The sequence below is a fragment of the Reinekea marina genome (assembly GCF_030409715.1).
Classification (GTDB): Bacteria; Pseudomonadota; Gammaproteobacteria; order Pseudomonadales; family Natronospirillaceae; genus Reinekea; species Reinekea marina.
Window position 1 is genome coordinate 1,078,107 of sequence record NZ_JAUFQI010000001.1, and the last position, 14,463, is coordinate 1,092,569.

Annotated in this window: 17 protein-coding genes; 9 read left to right on the top strand and 8 right to left on the bottom strand. The window is 44.3% G+C overall.

The genetic code is table 11. The annotated features are described in order from the left end of the window. Positions 1–5 precede the first annotated feature (5 nt). Positions 6–2,078 carry a diguanylate cyclase domain-containing protein gene (locus QWZ13_RS05620; protein WP_290280893.1) on the top strand — a complete coding sequence of 691 codons (2,073 nt, stop codon included), beginning with the start codon at positions 6–8 and terminating at the stop codon, positions 2,076–2,078. Here the strand turns inward: QWZ13_RS05620 and QWZ13_RS05625 are convergent. Together QWZ13_RS05625 and argH are read right to left on the bottom strand one after the other, a co-directional pair. Continuing rightward, positions 2,075–2,935, bottom strand: coding sequence for a hypothetical protein (locus QWZ13_RS05625; protein ID WP_290280894.1), 861 nt, complete (start codon positions 2,933–2,935; stop codon positions 2,075–2,077). The two genes, QWZ13_RS05620 and QWZ13_RS05625, sit on opposite strands and share 4 nt — an antisense overlap. A gap of 31 nt (positions 2,936–2,966) precedes the next feature. Continuing rightward, positions 2,967–4,358, bottom strand: coding sequence for an argininosuccinate lyase (argH, locus tag QWZ13_RS05630; RefSeq protein ID WP_290280895.1), 1,392 nt, complete (start codon positions 4,356–4,358; stop codon positions 2,967–2,969). A gap of 17 nt (positions 4,359–4,375) precedes the next feature. Between argH and QWZ13_RS05635 the strand changes: the two genes are divergently transcribed. The 4 genes from QWZ13_RS05635 to QWZ13_RS05650 all read left to right on the top strand — a co-directional run bounded on the left by QWZ13_RS05635 (position 4,376) and on the right by QWZ13_RS05650 (position 6,629). Beyond that, on the top strand, positions 4,376–4,501 hold the full coding sequence (locus QWZ13_RS05635; RefSeq protein WP_290280896.1) for a hypothetical protein: 126 nt from the start codon (positions 4,376–4,378) through the stop codon (positions 4,499–4,501). A 63-nt stretch (positions 4,502–4,564) separates the two neighbouring features. After that, positions 4,565–5,575, top strand: coding sequence for a sensor histidine kinase (locus QWZ13_RS05640; protein WP_290280897.1), 1,011 nt, complete (start codon positions 4,565–4,567; stop codon positions 5,573–5,575). Then, entirely contained in the window at positions 5,572–6,291 is a 720-nt protein-coding gene (locus tag QWZ13_RS05645) for a LytR/AlgR family response regulator transcription factor (protein WP_290280898.1), read from the top strand. Before QWZ13_RS05640 ends, QWZ13_RS05645 begins: the two co-directional genes overlap by 4 nt. Before the next feature lie 89 nt (positions 6,292–6,380). Continuing rightward, positions 6,381–6,629: a hypothetical protein gene (locus tag QWZ13_RS05650; RefSeq protein ID WP_290280899.1), complete on the top strand. Its 249-nt coding sequence runs from the start codon at positions 6,381–6,383 to the stop codon at positions 6,627–6,629. Here the strand turns inward: QWZ13_RS05650 and QWZ13_RS05655 are convergent. Together QWZ13_RS05655 and QWZ13_RS05660 are read right to left on the bottom strand one after the other, a co-directional pair. Then, entirely contained in the window at positions 6,615–6,812 is a 198-nt protein-coding gene (locus QWZ13_RS05655; protein WP_290280900.1) for a hypothetical protein, read from the bottom strand. The two genes, QWZ13_RS05650 and QWZ13_RS05655, sit on opposite strands and share 15 nt — an antisense overlap. Beyond that, complete coding sequence (locus QWZ13_RS05660) at positions 6,793–6,918, bottom strand: hypothetical protein (RefSeq protein WP_290280901.1); 126 nt, start codon at positions 6,916–6,918, stop codon at positions 6,793–6,795. Before QWZ13_RS05660 ends, QWZ13_RS05655 begins: the two co-directional genes overlap by 20 nt. A 141-nt stretch (positions 6,919–7,059) precedes the next feature. On the opposite strand from QWZ13_RS05660, the gene QWZ13_RS05665 reads away from it, so the two are divergent. Beyond that, positions 7,060–7,311, top strand: coding sequence for a hypothetical protein (locus tag QWZ13_RS05665; protein ID WP_290280902.1), 252 nt, complete (start codon positions 7,060–7,062; stop codon positions 7,309–7,311). Here QWZ13_RS05665 and QWZ13_RS05670 read toward each other — a convergent pair. Further along, on the bottom strand, positions 7,250–7,501 hold the full coding sequence (locus QWZ13_RS05670; RefSeq protein ID WP_290280903.1) for a hypothetical protein: 252 nt from the start codon (positions 7,499–7,501) through the stop codon (positions 7,250–7,252). The genes QWZ13_RS05665 and QWZ13_RS05670 overlap by 62 nt on opposite strands. Between QWZ13_RS05670 and QWZ13_RS05675 the strand changes: the two genes are divergently transcribed. From QWZ13_RS05675 to QWZ13_RS05685, 3 genes are all read left to right on the top strand, one after another. Beyond that, complete coding sequence (locus QWZ13_RS05675) at positions 7,475–9,016, top strand: phosphoenolpyruvate carboxykinase (RefSeq protein WP_290280904.1); 1,542 nt, start codon at positions 7,475–7,477, stop codon at positions 9,014–9,016. The two genes, QWZ13_RS05670 and QWZ13_RS05675, sit on opposite strands and share 27 nt — an antisense overlap. An 85-nt stretch (positions 9,017–9,101) precedes the next feature. Further along, on the top strand, positions 9,102–10,061 hold the full coding sequence (gene thiL / locus QWZ13_RS05680) for a thiamine-phosphate kinase (RefSeq protein ID WP_290280905.1): 960 nt from the start codon (positions 9,102–9,104) through the stop codon (positions 10,059–10,061). Between the two features lie 11 nt (positions 10,062–10,072). Continuing rightward, entirely contained in the window at positions 10,073–10,552 is a 480-nt protein-coding gene (locus tag QWZ13_RS05685; protein WP_290280906.1) for a phosphatidylglycerophosphatase A family protein, read from the top strand. Here QWZ13_RS05685 and QWZ13_RS05690 read toward each other — a convergent pair. The 3 genes from QWZ13_RS05690 to ptsP are packed head-to-tail and all read right to left on the bottom strand — an operon-like array spanning position 10,549 to position 14,455. Continuing rightward, positions 10,549–11,394 carry a hypothetical protein gene (locus tag QWZ13_RS05690; RefSeq protein WP_290280907.1) on the bottom strand — a complete coding sequence of 282 codons (846 nt, stop codon included), beginning with the start codon at positions 11,392–11,394 and terminating at the stop codon, positions 10,549–10,551. The two genes, QWZ13_RS05685 and QWZ13_RS05690, sit on opposite strands and share 4 nt — an antisense overlap. After that, positions 11,391–12,197: a hypothetical protein gene (locus QWZ13_RS05695; protein ID WP_290280908.1), complete on the bottom strand. Its 807-nt coding sequence runs from the start codon at positions 12,195–12,197 to the stop codon at positions 11,391–11,393. The genes QWZ13_RS05690 and QWZ13_RS05695 overlap by 4 nt, the downstream gene beginning before the upstream one ends. After that, positions 12,197–14,455: a phosphoenolpyruvate--protein phosphotransferase gene (gene ptsP / locus QWZ13_RS05700; protein WP_290280909.1), complete on the bottom strand. Its 2,259-nt coding sequence runs from the start codon at positions 14,453–14,455 to the stop codon at positions 12,197–12,199. Before ptsP ends, QWZ13_RS05695 begins: the two co-directional genes overlap by 1 nt. Between the last annotated feature and the right edge of the window lie 8 nt (positions 14,456–14,463).

Sequence of the window (14,463 nt, forward strand, 5' to 3'; positions counted from 1 at the left end):
TTTTTATGAATCAAGAAAAGTTACGGGTTGAATTGATTGAAGCAATGGATCTTGTATCGGTAGATCCTTCGAAGGCTCAGCTTTTCGCAGAAAAAGCAATGATACGGGCGCAGCGACACGGCTGGGTAGGGGCATTGGCACTCTCGCATATGGTCGTCGCTCTTATTTCAATTGATCGCGAGACAAGTAAGCCGTCTTTAGAAGATTTTTATAAAGCGTTGACACTTTTTCGCGACTTAAATGAATCCAATTATGTCGCGCAGTGTTATTTTGGGTTGGGGCGTAGTTACTCAAAAATGGGGCAGTATTCGTTAGCGCTTGAGCAATATCGCAAAGCACTATCAAATGACCTCAAGTCTCAGCGCGGCATCAATCATGATATTCACTTAGCTCTGGCTGAAACGCTGATGAATATAGGTCAGTGGTCCGATGCCGAACAAGAGTTAATGGGCTTACCTCAGCAATCAGAGTTGTCCGATATCCAATTAGTAAAGTTTCAATTGCAAGTATTGCGACTAGCCTTTTACCGTGGCGATAAAAAAACCATTAAAGATCAGTTAAAACTGTGTGAACAGTTGGCAGCAGGGTTTGATGACCAGGTATGTAGGATTATGGTGGCGTATTACCAAGCTCGGTATGAGGCAAAATTTGTTCGTTTCAAAGTGGGTTATAAGCAACTCGAGCAAATGTGGCGTAAGGGGCTTGGAGAACGATTTTTTTACCTTCAGTATGAAGCTGGGCAAGATTTTCTGCGCTCGGACTACCCTAAAAAAGGGATTCAAGCGTTAACTTATTTGCTCGAACTAGAACACATCCCAGAAATATTACGCCTGAATATACATCAGCTGTTAGCACGTTTTTATGCCAGCCATTTAAGGTATGAATACGCTACTTTGCATTATCAGTTTGCTGAAGAGCTCAGCAAGCAACTACGTGTAAGTGAAATAAACGAACAATGGGCAAGGCTACAGGTAGAAGAACAGCAGCAATCGTTAAAAGAACAAATAGCAATAGAAAAACACAATAACTCTGTTCTCGCTGAAAGTAACGCCATGTTGCAAGCCGTGAACAGAATTGCCATGTCCGTAAATGCCTCTCTTGACTATAAAATGCTATGCCAAAGCCTGCGCGACCAGTTGGTAGGGTGGATTAATGTATCGGTGGTTGGTATTGCCGAAGTAACCGAAGAGCGCCTAGATTTCAAATGCATAATTGATAACAACGTTTTTGTAGAAACAGATTCAATACCGTTAACTGAAAATCGTTCATGGTCGGTTCGAGCCGTGAATGAAGGACGCGTTCTGTATGACAATAACTTTGTCATTAGTGATGAGATATTGGTCACTGAAAACAGCGAGGTGGTTAAATCGGTTTGTTTTGTGCCATTAAAATTCGAAAGCAAAGTAATTGGTATATTGTCACTGCAATCAAACAAGCCTCAGGTATTCGATGTTCGTAGCATTTCGCTGTTGGAATACATTGCGCCAGTTGTAAGTATTGCATTCGCTAACCTAGTGCATCTCAATAAAAATTTAGAGCTTAAAGGGGAAGTAAATCGCCAGCGAGATGAACTGAGGGATGTTCGTGACCTAGTTGCGCACTTGTCCGATCATGACGAGGTTACTGGTTTGCCTAACCGCCAAAGTTTAAGCGGTCATTTTAATCGCTGGCGTCCTCATGGAAACTTTCACTGTTTAATGATGTCGGTAACAAATTTATCCGAATTGGCGAATCTTTTAGGTTACGGCTCAGATGAAGAAATTATTAAGGTAGTGGCTAAACGGCTAATAAACCGATTGCGCCCTGATGATTTATTAGTAAGAGGCGCGACGGATCAGTTTATTTTCTTTGTTGAGCGGATGAAAAGTGAAGAAGTACTATTGGAGTTCGCGAATAAAATGAAATTTCTTTCCGAGCAACCGTTGCGTGCAAAAGACCAAACCATTAATGCCAGTATTGCTATTGGCATTGTAAGCTTTCCTGATCACGGAGAGTCACTAGAAGAACTTATGTCTATGGCGAGTATTACATTAAGCCATGCACTCAGTTCAGAGGATGGCTTATTTTTAGCCGGTTAGTTGTTTACAATATTGTAAGTCTTCAGGGTTGGTATCGAAAAACTCTGGGCTTTGTCGTCGGTTTGCTTGTAATAGAGGATGAAAGTCGCTTTTTCTAAGACGCCTCGGCGCTTAAAGTATTTTCTATCTGCGTTTTGTTCCCGAGTGATGGTCCAATCGGAGCGATACCCGTTGTCATAACCTCGGTAGTGATGAAAGCTTATGTCTGCCGATTCAGACGCCGTGCGTTTTTCGCCGCCTAAATAAGCGATTAAACAATTTTCAGCACACCGTTGCTCAATATGGGTGTTGTACTTGTTGATGGCTAGATATCTAGAAAGTTTTCTAGCTTCGTGTAAATGACCGCCTTCAAGGTTAAACTCAACTGTTTTTAACGATCCGTTATTGTTTAACTGATCAATTATCGTACTGCTGCTGCCATAAGTTAAATAGCCAGAGACGAGCAGACGTTCGTTGCCACTTATTGAGCTAAAAGACTCTGTGTCTTGTTTCATGGCTATGTGCACCATGTTGGTCAAACCTGGCCAGTACCCCTTTATTTGGTGAGCACAATATAAGAGTGTCAGAACCAGTAACACCATCAACCAGCCACCCGTAGTACGGTCTCTAAACAGGCGAATGTGCTTCCATGTAGACCGGAAAGAACCAATGAAGCTCCAAGGTAAAACAAGAGCGACCGTCAAAGTAATCAGCAGTAATCCAAGCCGTGTTGAGACAACTTGGTCTTGAATGATGTTTGTAATCGATAAAATGGCAATGCTGAATTTTACAAACACAAGCAACAGCACCACATTTATCCAAAAAGCTGTGCCCTGCGTGCGGTCTCCTTGCCAATGCAGTTTAATGTAATTCCACATCAAAAAAATTCCTTTAAATTAATAAAAAGCGTTAAGAGCGTTCTTTTATTTTTTCTTCCGCTCTTTTAGCCGCCTGTATAACTTGTTCTGGAGCCGTTCCTCCTAAATGATCTCGAGCAGCAACCGAACCCTCTAGTGTAAGCACTTGAAAAACATCTTCTGTGATATCGTTCGAAAAACTTTGTAATTCACTCAAGCTCATCTCGGAGAGGTCTTTGCCTTGTTCGATGCCATAAGCAACCGATTGTCCGACGACTTCGTGCGCATCACGGAACGGTAGACCTTTTTTCACCAAATAATCGGCTAAATCGGTTGCCGTAGAAAATCCACGAGCCGCCGCTTCATACATGGCTTCACGCTTAGCTTTAATGTGCGGCACCATATCGGCAAATGCGCGCAAGCTGCCTGCCAGTGTATCTACAGTGTCGAATAGAGGTTCTTTGTCTTCTTGGTTGTCTTTGTTATAAGCCAAAGGTTGAGATTTCATGAGCGTGAGTAAGCTCATCAAGTGGCCAAAAACTCGGCCCGATTTGCCACGAACTAATTCTGGCACATCAGGGTTTTTCTTCTGAGGCATAATAGAAGAACCCGTGCAAAATCGATCGGGTAATTCGATAAAATTAAATTGGGCTGATGCCCAAAGTACAAGCTCTTCGGACATTCGAGAAAGGTGCATCATGATCAATGCACCAGTGTGTGTAAACTCAATACCAAAATCTCTATCGGACACTGAATCTAAAGAATTTTCGCTCGCTCGATCAAAACCGAGCAATTCGGCTGTACGTTCTCTGTTAATTGGGTAAGTCGTACCCGCCAATGCAGCTGCGCCTAATGGAGAAATATTCACTCGCTTGCGACAATCTTGCAAGCGCTCATAGTCACGTTGCAACATTTCATTCCAAGCTAAAAGATGGTGCCCAAATGAAACCGGCTGAGCGGTCTGTAAATGCGTAAAGCCTGGCATAATAGTGTTGGCTTCTGCGGCTGCTAAGGTGATTAATCCTTGCTGTAGGCGAGTGAGCTCACGGCTTAAAAAATCTATCTCGTCTCGAATGTACAAGCGAATATCGGTGGCAATTTGATCGTTTCGGCTACGACCTGTGTGCAATTTTTTACCGACGGTGCCTATTTTATCCGTTAGCGCTTTTTCGATATTCATGTGAATATCTTCAAGCGCGACAGACCACTTTAATGTTCCGGATTCAATATCGGCTTTTACCGCATTCAAGCCATCGATAATTTGGTCTTTTTCATCGGAAGTGAGTACACCAACTTCACTTAACATAGTGGCATGTGCGATAGACCCGGCGATATCCTGTCGGTATAAGCGTTGGTCAAAGCCTATTGAAGCTGTAAATTCGGCTACAAAAGCATCGGTCGCTTCGGCAAAGCGGCCTCCCCAAGCAGAGTTCGTATCGGTCATAACATATGTCCTAGTGGTTGGTAAAAAACTTCATTATAAAGGCAGTATTCACGCTGTCACCACTAAATGCGGCAATACTGTTTTTTACCTCGAGTCATTGGGTTAAAAACAGGAGTCGCCTAAACCCTTGGACTGAAGCGTGACCTACTATACATTAGTCAACATCCAGCTAATGTTTTTGTAGAAAGTTTGAGATACTGACATTTATGAGAAAAAAGCATTTTTTATTACCCGATTTATGTCAAACCACGAGTTTGTTGCTCATTATATTAGTCACTGAGCTGGGCGTGCTCACCTGGGAGCTATTGAGCACTGGTTTTAATTGGTCACGAATGGGCTATCGCAGTTTAATTATCCAGTGGATGGTGCTACTCAGTGCTTCTGTGTTGTGTAAAATACGCCCTTGGTTATCTAATGTGTCTGTTGCGACGGGTTGGTTCACGGCTTTTTCAGTGTCGGTCATCATCAGTACATGTATTTTGTTTGCTGGCCAAATAGTGATAGGAGGTTGGTCTCGTCTCGATTATTGGCAACTGGCGCAGCACATTATGGCCATTGCTATGATCACCGCGATGGTGTTGCGCTACTTCCAGTTGAGACAACACCTCATTGTGCAAAATAAAGCAGAGTTGAATTCGAGATTGAATGCACTTCAGTCACGCATTAAGCCCCATTTTTTGTTTAATAGTTTAAATACCATTGCTGAACTGATCGCGACTAAACCGGATGCGGCTGAGTCGGCTGTACTTAATTTATCAAGTTTGTTTCGAGCTAATCTCAAAGAAGTTGAAAGCTTGTGTGACATTCAACAAGAAATAGAATTGATAGAGGGCTACCTTAATATTGAGCAATGGCGCTTGGGCGAAAGGCTGACCATTCAGTGGCAGCGACCAGCCGAGCTTCAACCTTGGCAAGTGCCGGTATTGTCTATCCAGCCCATTGTAGAAAACGCGATTATGCATGGCATTGCGGCCAGTGAAAGCGGAGGTACACTTACCATTGCAATTTCGCAGACAGAAAAGTTGTTGACGGTATCCGTGACCAACACAGTAGCGAAAAACTCGGTGTATCAAGCAGGGCAGGGCGTCGCGCTAGATAATATTCGCCACAGACTCTCGGTAATATACGGTGAGGGATCTAAACTGACTATTGACGCTAGCGATGAGCAGTATCAGGTGGTGATGGTGTTCCCTGCGTTAAATGAGAGGGTGCAATGAAAATTTTGGTCGTGGATGACGAGCCGCTAGCAAGGGAGCGTTTGTTACGCTTCGTAGAGGATATTGACTCGGTCAGTGCTGTGGCCACTGCATCGAATGGCTTTGATGCGCTAGAAAAGCTAAAAGCTGCCCCGTTCGATATCGTGTTGTTAGATATTAGAATGCCAGGGCAAAGTGGCTTGGAGGTAGCTCGAACTATCCGCACGATGACCGATCCGCCTGCAATTATTTTTTGTACCGCATACGATGAGCACGCATTAGAGGCGTTCAAAGTAAATGCGGAGGCTTATTTATTAAAACCGGTCCAAAAAGATGAATTTATAGCCGCGATAAAGCAATGCCAAACTATTAATCGAGCGCAGAAGACAGCCTTGGCTACACAATCTGAAATTCCGACGCTCGTTGTTCAAAATGGCCGTGAGAAGGAACGAATTCCCCTGACTGAGGTGTATTACCTTAAAGCCGATCAAAAGTATGTGTCTTTGTTTTGTGTTTCAGGTGAGCGCGTATGCGATGAAAGCTTAAAAGCCCTAGAGGAGCGCTTTTCAACGCAGTTGGTGCGTATCCATCGCAATGCCTTGGTGTTAAAAAGCCGGGTGCAACGGCTAAGCCGTGACGCCAGTGGTGGCTATTGGTTGCAGGTCGAGGGTGTCGAAGAGCCGCTTTCGGTCAGTCGACGCTTTGCTCGCGAATTAAAGCCTTTGTTTCATTCTTAGTGCTTTTCGTAACGATGTGTAAAACTTTTTTGGCAATTTACTGGAAAAACTGGCTATTTGGGCTATAACTCAGTGGTCGAATTTTAAAAGTGTCAAATCTAACACTTTACGTTTTTGCTCAGGAGCCTAAAAATATGACAGCGACCAAACCGGTTACCCCAATTACCCCTGAAGAATTAGCTCGTACCCCTAAGTGCCAAGAAGATGTTCGCTCTCAGATGGCCAACGAAGTCGAAGCATTTTTAGCCAAAGGCGGTGCAGTAACAGAAGTTGAACGCGGTTTCAGAGCCGATCCTCCGAAAAAACCTGAAAGCAAATACGGATCACGCCCTATTTAGTTTCGGTACAACCCTAATACACACAAAAGCAAACGACTCCACACTGTTGGGGCGCTCAAAGTAATGACGCGAATAGGGTGCCACAGTCCGCTTCGGTGGCTGGCGTTGCTTTTGTGGGTCGCTTTTCGCGCATCCTGCGCCGCTAAACTTCGCCATCCCTGGCTCAGATGCCCACTGCAGCAAAACCACCCACCAAAGCTACCCAATTCCACCAATCTATAAAGTAAGAGCGCTCGAAGCAAAGCGAAGAAGCGACCTGTTTAAAATGTGTTGACCAAACCCGCAGCACGCAGCTGTGAACCCTTACTAACTTCCAACATTCACCACATCAATGCTAAAAATATTAAAAAATTTTTAGTTTTTTGAAATGTTTTTAAATTACCAAATATACAAATTTTTTTGCAAATCTTCGTAACATAACAACATTAGATTGCTTGCTATTTGTCCGTATTTTTTTGGCACTTGTGTTGGTTCTTTGCCATTTTTGTTTTCTGAACATTTGGCCAAGTATCGCTTCTTTGACGAGATCTATGGGGGTATAGGTGGACTGTATGTTGTATTTGACCGCTATAGAGGCTTGGTTAGCGCATGCTTAAGTAGTATGTCGACTCAATCTCTGGCTAATTGTGTAGAAGTTTTGAGGTCATCCGTTTTTGGCCTCTGTTGCTTAGTTTCAGGTTAGCGAAATATCGCGAACCTTTGTCAGTAAATAATTGACATTGTAGGGGTGTTCTCATCACCTTGGTTGTCGTTACACTTGTCCTATACTGATGATCTTGATTGTCAATTTTACTTTTTTGCCATCGAAGGCAAGCCGTTTTTAGATTTATTAAAGGAGAGTATCCATGAACGCCACCGCTCAACCCACTCATGTCGATATAAGCACGCCAAATTTATTGGAGCATGCTGCTCGCCGTGCAGAGGGACGTTTTGCCGACAACGGAGCATTTGTTGCCCTAACCGGTGAAAGAACGGGTCGCTCTCCCAAAGACCGTTTTATTGTTAGAGATGCTTTAACTGAAAACACGGTGCAATGGGGTCCTGTAAATCAACCTTTTTCAGTTGAGCAGTTTGATGCGCTTTGGAGCAAAGTCTCTAACTATGTTAACGCTCGTGAAAAATTTGTGGGGCATTTAGAAGTAGGCTCTGCCAAAGAGCACATGTTGCCGTTAAAAGTAACGACTGAGCTAGCTTGGCATCAGGTATTTGCACGCAATATGTTCATTGTTCCTGAAACATGGAATGAAACCAATGCTCCGGCTTGGGAAGTACTTAATGTACCTAGTTTTGTGTGTGACCCTGAAGTAGATGGTACACACAGTGAATCAACTGTAGTGGTGAGTTTTGAGCAACGTAAAGTTCTGGTGGCGGGGCTTTATTATGCAGGCGAAATGAAGAAGTCTTTATTCGCGGTACAAAACTTCTTACTCACTGATAAAGATGTATTACCAATGCATTGTTCGGCCAACGTTGGTGATGACGGTAAAACGGCGCTTTTCTTTGGTTTGTCGGGCACCGGTAAAACGACCTTAAGTGCAGACCCAAATCGCTTTTTGATTGGAGATGACGAACACGGTTGGGGTCCTGGCCAAGTTTTTAATATTGAAGGCGGTTGCTACGCAAAAACCATTGATTTAACGCGTAAAAACGAGCCGGTGATTTACGATGCGATTAAATTTGGGGCGGTTTTAGAAAACGTGATGTTGGATGACAATCGCAAGCCAAACTACGCCGATACAAGCATTAGCCAAAACGGTCGAGTGGCTTACCCGCTTTCGCACATTGAAAAGCGTGAACTGAGCAACATGGGTGGCGAGCCAACGGCGGTTGTGTTTTTAACGTGCGATCTGAATGGTGTGTTGCCACCGGTATCTAAGCTAAGTAAAGAAGCTGCGGCTTATTACTTCTTAAGTGGTTACACGGCGTTGGTTGGCTCTACTGAGGTAGGCCAGGGAACGGGGATTAAATCAACCTTTTCAACTTGCTTTGGTGCACCGTTTTTTCCTCGCCCAGCATCGGTTTATGCCGATCTATTGATCAAGCGTATTGAAAATACGGACGTTGATGTTTACATGGTGAACACCGGCTGGACCGGCGGGCCGTTCGGAACCGGTAAGCGTTTCGATATTCCGACAACACGTGCGGTTGTTACAGCCATCACTAATGGCTCCTTAAAGAACGTAGAAACACAGCACATTGCTGAACTTAATTTAGACGTTCCCGTCAGTGTAGATGGTGTTGATACTCAATTGCTAAACCCAAAGAACACTTGGGCCGATGCGGCTGCTTTTAACGAGCGAGCGAAAATGCTGGCGACTGAGTTCCAAGAGAACTTTAAAAAGTATGATGTTAGCGAAGCCATCGTTAAGGCAGGACCAAAAGCTTAAGTAAACGATTCCTTTACTTTATTTGCCCGCATTTTGCGGGCTTTTTTTTGCTTATCTTTTTTTTGAGCTTTCAAATAGGCAGGCGTTGTCGCACAATTCAATCATGCATGAATTTGATTTAATTAAGCAATGTTTTACAAACTGGCCGCAACAGCATAATGATGTCGCGGTGGGTATTGGTGATGACTGTTTATTATGGATGGGAACCACCCCTTTGGTGGTTTCGGCCGATACCGCTGTTTCGGGTCGGCACTTTCCTGAGTTTGCGAGCCCGGAACAAGTTGCACAGCGAGTTTTTTTACCCGCTATCAGTGATTTAGCCGCAATGGGGGCTAAGCCTGCCTTTTTTACATTGGCGCTTACCTTACCCAAGCGCTTTAATGACGATTGGGTTATCGCCTTCGCTAAACGATTGCAGCAATTGTCCGTTCAAACTCAGTGTATGTTAGCCGGTGGTGATACAACACAAGGTGAACAGCTGACTATCACCTTGAGTGTGCATGGAACCTGTGCACATCCGTTACTGCGTAGCGGCGCTAACGTGGGTGATGATGTTTGGGTAACCGGCTGGTTGGGCCAAGCCGCGGCCGCCTTGCCTGCCGTGCTGTCACGTCAAGAAAACACAGTGCCCAATGCTTGGCGACAAGCTTATTGGCAACCTCAACCGCCCTTAAAATTCGCCGAGCAATTGGTGGGTATTGTTCACAGTGCTATGGATATTTCTGACGGGTTGGCAGGCGATGCGCAGCACTTGGCGAAAGCAAGCCAAGTAGATTTGGCGTTAAATCTCAATTCGCTGCCATTAGATGAACCATTAAGGGCGTTAGGAGAAGAAGGTGTTAGGCATGCCGTAGCCGGTGGTGATGACTACCAGCTGCTGTTTACCGCAGACTCGAGTGTTCAACGTGAAATTTTGGCGTTGGCCAATACAGAGAACGTTAACGTTACTAAAATTGGGTCGGTTCAAGCAGGAAGCGGAAGCGTAAAGTGGTATGATAACCAGCAATTAATTGATCTGCCTTGGCAGAGTTTTCAACATTTTTAGAGAGTAACCTTATGATCGAACCATCTCAACGCCGCTGGAATAACCACTGGGTGCACTTTTTAGCCTTTGGGCTAGGCAGTGGGGCGGCGCCAAAGGCCCCTGGCACTTTTGGTACATTAGCGGCTATCCCATTTTTCTTGCTCTTGGCGCAGTTGCCTTTGTGGGCTTATATTGCGGTTTTAGTGATCAGCTTTGTGTTTGGTATTTATTTATGTGATCAGGCCTCTAAAGATATGGGCGTGCACGACCACGGCGGTATAGTGTGGGATGAATTTGTCGGCTTTTGGATTGCAATGACAGCGTTACCCTTTCATTGGGCTTGGATTCTCGCCGGTTTTGTATTGTTTAGATTATTCGATATTTTAAAGCCTTGGCCGATAAGCTGGTTAGATAAACGTGTTCATGGTGGCTTTGGCATAATGATCGACGATGTTATAGCCGGTCTGTTTGCACTATTGGTTTTGCAAGCCGTCCATTTGGCTTGGTTTTAACTTCCTACTTTTAAAATGACAAACCCGTACACAGCTTGAGCCGACTCTGTGCTGAAGTTGTGTTGAATGTCTACCATGTTCGGCTGTGTGGATAACTGATCTAACAGCCATCGCCAACTGTCGAAATAGGGTGAAGGTTTACCAACCTTTACCTGCAACTCACAACTGACTTCGCTGCAAAAAACATTGTCTATTGAAACCGCCGGAGCGGATTCAGGTAACTCGGCCACCAACTTTTCTAAGCTGTCGTAAATGGCGTCTGTATGGGGGTAATGTTCGGCTTGGATCATGATCTCGAAGCGAGCGTTCACCAAAACGAGCCCAATTTCTGGTTGCTCTGTAAGGGCAGGGTTTAAAACGGAGTTACTGTTTAATGGGTGTGGATACGCTAAGAGTGCATTTAATTCGTTGATGCGTTCGTAGTCGTAGGTTTTGGGTCGTTGTGCCGTCAGTGCGACGGTTTCTGTAATTTTAGAATCGAGCGATTTGATTTTTTCTGTGAGGGCTTCTTTTTGTTGCTCAATAGATTGAAGTAACTCCGATTCGCTGTTTCGATACACCTGCATTTCACTGACTAACGCTCTAGCGTGGCCTTCGGTTATTCGGTGGGCTTCTTTTGCTTTAGCGAACGCTTGCTCTTTTTGGCTTAACAAGGTTTTAACTTCTTCGAATTCAACTTGAGATACGGGCGAAGGCGATTCTGAAACTATAGCGGTCTCTAGCGCTTGCTGGTTAGATTCTATAGTAGGGCGAACTTGGCGATGTAAAGCCAGCGTCGTTAAAAAGCCTGCAATAAAGCCGATGATTGCCACACTCAGCAAAATAGACCAAGTTCGTTTCATTGCGCCACCTTAAAATACCAAACGCCAATGTGTTGGCCGCTGCCACGGTATTCATGTTTACCTTGGTAAGGCGTTAAATTAAACCAAGGTTGTAATTGCAGTTGGTCTTTTAAGTAAGCCATGCCATCGTAGTAAGGATCTTGCCATTGATGGCCAAGGTGAATGGCGCAAATCGAGGTGTGACATTCTAATTTTACATTGCTTATTTTTTGCTGGGAAAAAAAATTACGCATGCTGGGTTCGTAGTTGGCGGCAATACTGGCATTGCGAGGTTCGGTAATAAATTCGTTATGGGCTTGCGCTAAAGCACCGCCTTGTTGGGTGATAAGATCGTTGTGGATAGACGGCAGAGAAAAGAGGCTGTCACTTTCTATTAACGGTATGAATTGTTCGTTACGCTTAGCGCTCTCAAACTGATTGTGTTTTTTGACCAATTCAATATATAAGTCTAAACGCTCATCGAAGCTCTGCTGGGTTTTTTCGGAAAAAGCCAGTCGGTAATCTGTGACCTGTTTTTGCAAAGGTACTAAATATTCTTCAACGGCGGCTTTTTTTTGTGTTAATTCTTCAGTTTGATTTTCTAGGTAAGCGATTCTTTGTTGGTAAATGGCGTTTTGCAGTGATCTATTTTTTGGGTTATTGGGCTTGAGTGCTTGCTGTATTTCTTGTGAAAAGAATTGACGATCGGCATGAATCGAAACGTTTAAATAGGTCACTAGTTGGTTTCCCACTAATGACCCAAAAACAAAGCAGCCGATAAACAGTAATAAGTACTTCAGGGCGTGGCTTTGTGATCGCTTCATTACTGACGCCCAAACATTTTGGCATAACCTATTTTTTCAAGGTGTGCTTGCAAGTGAGCTTCAATGGCTTTGGTTGTTGATAAATCTCTAACGTGATCGAGAATGGTGCGGCATTCTTGCGTATCGGCATGGCGCACGAGCCATTTAATGATTGGCAATTTAAACGCCGACATACTTAAAGTGCGTATGCCCATGCCCATTAACAATAAAACTGCTTTTGGATCAGAAGCCATTTCACCGCACACACTTAAATCGATATTTAGGCGCTTGCATTCTTTAGCAATAAGGAAAATAGCATCAATCACGGCTGGGTGATTGTGGCTGTATAAATGGGACACTCGGCTATTGTTTCTGTCAACCGCGAGCAAATATTGCGTTAGGTCGTTTGATCCTATCGAGACAAAATCTATGTAGTCTCGTAATTTAGGCAGCATCCAAATCACCGCTGGCACTTCGGCCATGATACCAATGGCCGGCTTGTGAACGGGTTGGCCTTCCTCTTTCAATTGGCTGATAGCCTCATCTACCAAACGATGAACACTGAGCAGCTCTTCTTCATTGCTCAGCATTGGCACCATAATTTGTAGATTATCTAAACCAATATTCGCCAGTAACATGGCACGAATTTGATCGAGCTGAATATTCCGATAATCCAACGCGAAGCGTATACCGCGCCACCCCAAGAATGGGTTTTCTTCTTGTATGGGAAAGTAGGGTAAGGCTTTATCTCCACCTATGTCTAGCGTTCGCATGACTACCGGTTTTGGAGCATAGGCTTTTAATACACCACGATAAATTTTTACTTGCTCTTCTTCTGTCGGGAAGGTGTCGTGCACCATAAAGGGAATTTCAGAGCGATACAGACCGATGCCTTCTGAGCCACGTTCCAAACCGGGGGATATATCGGCTAATAGCCCTGTGTTGCAGAACAAGCGAATGGTTTTGCCATCGGTCGATTCCGCCGGTAATTCTTTTAAATGCGCTAAATTTGCTTGGCGAGCGGCTTCTAACTTAATTAGGCGCTCGTATTCTTCAATTATTGGCTCTGGAGCGTTGGCAATCAGTAACCCCAAGTTACCGTCTAAAATAATATCGGTACCGTGTAAGTCATCTAAGTTATGTTCATCTAGCCCAACAACGGCTGGAATCCCTAACGCATTGGCCAATACAGATGTGTGAGAAAGCGAAGACCCTTGGCTACTGGCAATACCAGCGATCCATTTTGAATCTACTTTGGCAAAGTGTTCTACAGAAATATTTTTACCAATGAGTACGATCGGCTCATTGGTTTCAATAATTTCGGGCTCTAAATTTTGTAATTGGCGGTATATTCGAATCGCCAACACGCGTAAATCATCGGCGCGCGCTTTTAAATAAGGGTCTTCCATGGCATCAAACACAGCGATTTGCTTTAACATTGATCGCTTTAACGCCGTACTTGCGCTGACACCTGCTAAGAGCTCTTCTTCAATACCATCGCTTAACTCGGGGCTAACTAATAAAAGTCGATACACTTCCATTAACGCATTGAGCGTATCGCCGCCATGGTTATTGAGTGTTTCGCCGTCAAGGTCTTCCCGTGTGGATAGCAGTGCATCGGCAATGCGAGTGCGCTCGAACTCAACTCCTGAACCGGATCTTTCGGGTATGCTTTCTAATGACAGCTCATCTTTTACTACCCAGCCTTTGGCAATACAAACGCCAGCCGCACCATTAATACCACGTAATCGACGAATATTACTGGTGTCACTCAAAGATTCTATATCAAGCAATTTCTGTAAGTTGCCAGATAAGCTCGACACCAGATGAGCCCCCATGGTCACTAGAAAGGCTTCTTCTTCATCACTAAAGCGCCGCGTTTCTTTAACCTGTACCACCAATACACCTAGGGTATTCCCTAGGTGAATCATCGGAACGCCTAAATAACCTTGATAATGTTCTTCGCCGGAGACAGGGAAATATTTATATTTCGGGTGTTGTTCTGCATAGGGCAGGTTCATAAGATGTTGGCGTTGAGCAATAGTGCCAACTAACCCTTCACCAAATGCTAACTTGATATTTCCTACTGCGCCATCTGCCAGCCCTTCCGTTGCTGTCAGGGTTAGGTGCTCATTGCTGTCCACTAAATATAGGCTGCACACATCTACATTTAAGGAGGAGCGAATACGGTTCACAATAAGTTGAACCAGCTCTTGTGTATCAGCAGCTTGAGCGGATTCTTGCAGTATTTTTTTGGCGACCAGTAACGGTTTTGGCATAACGGCCT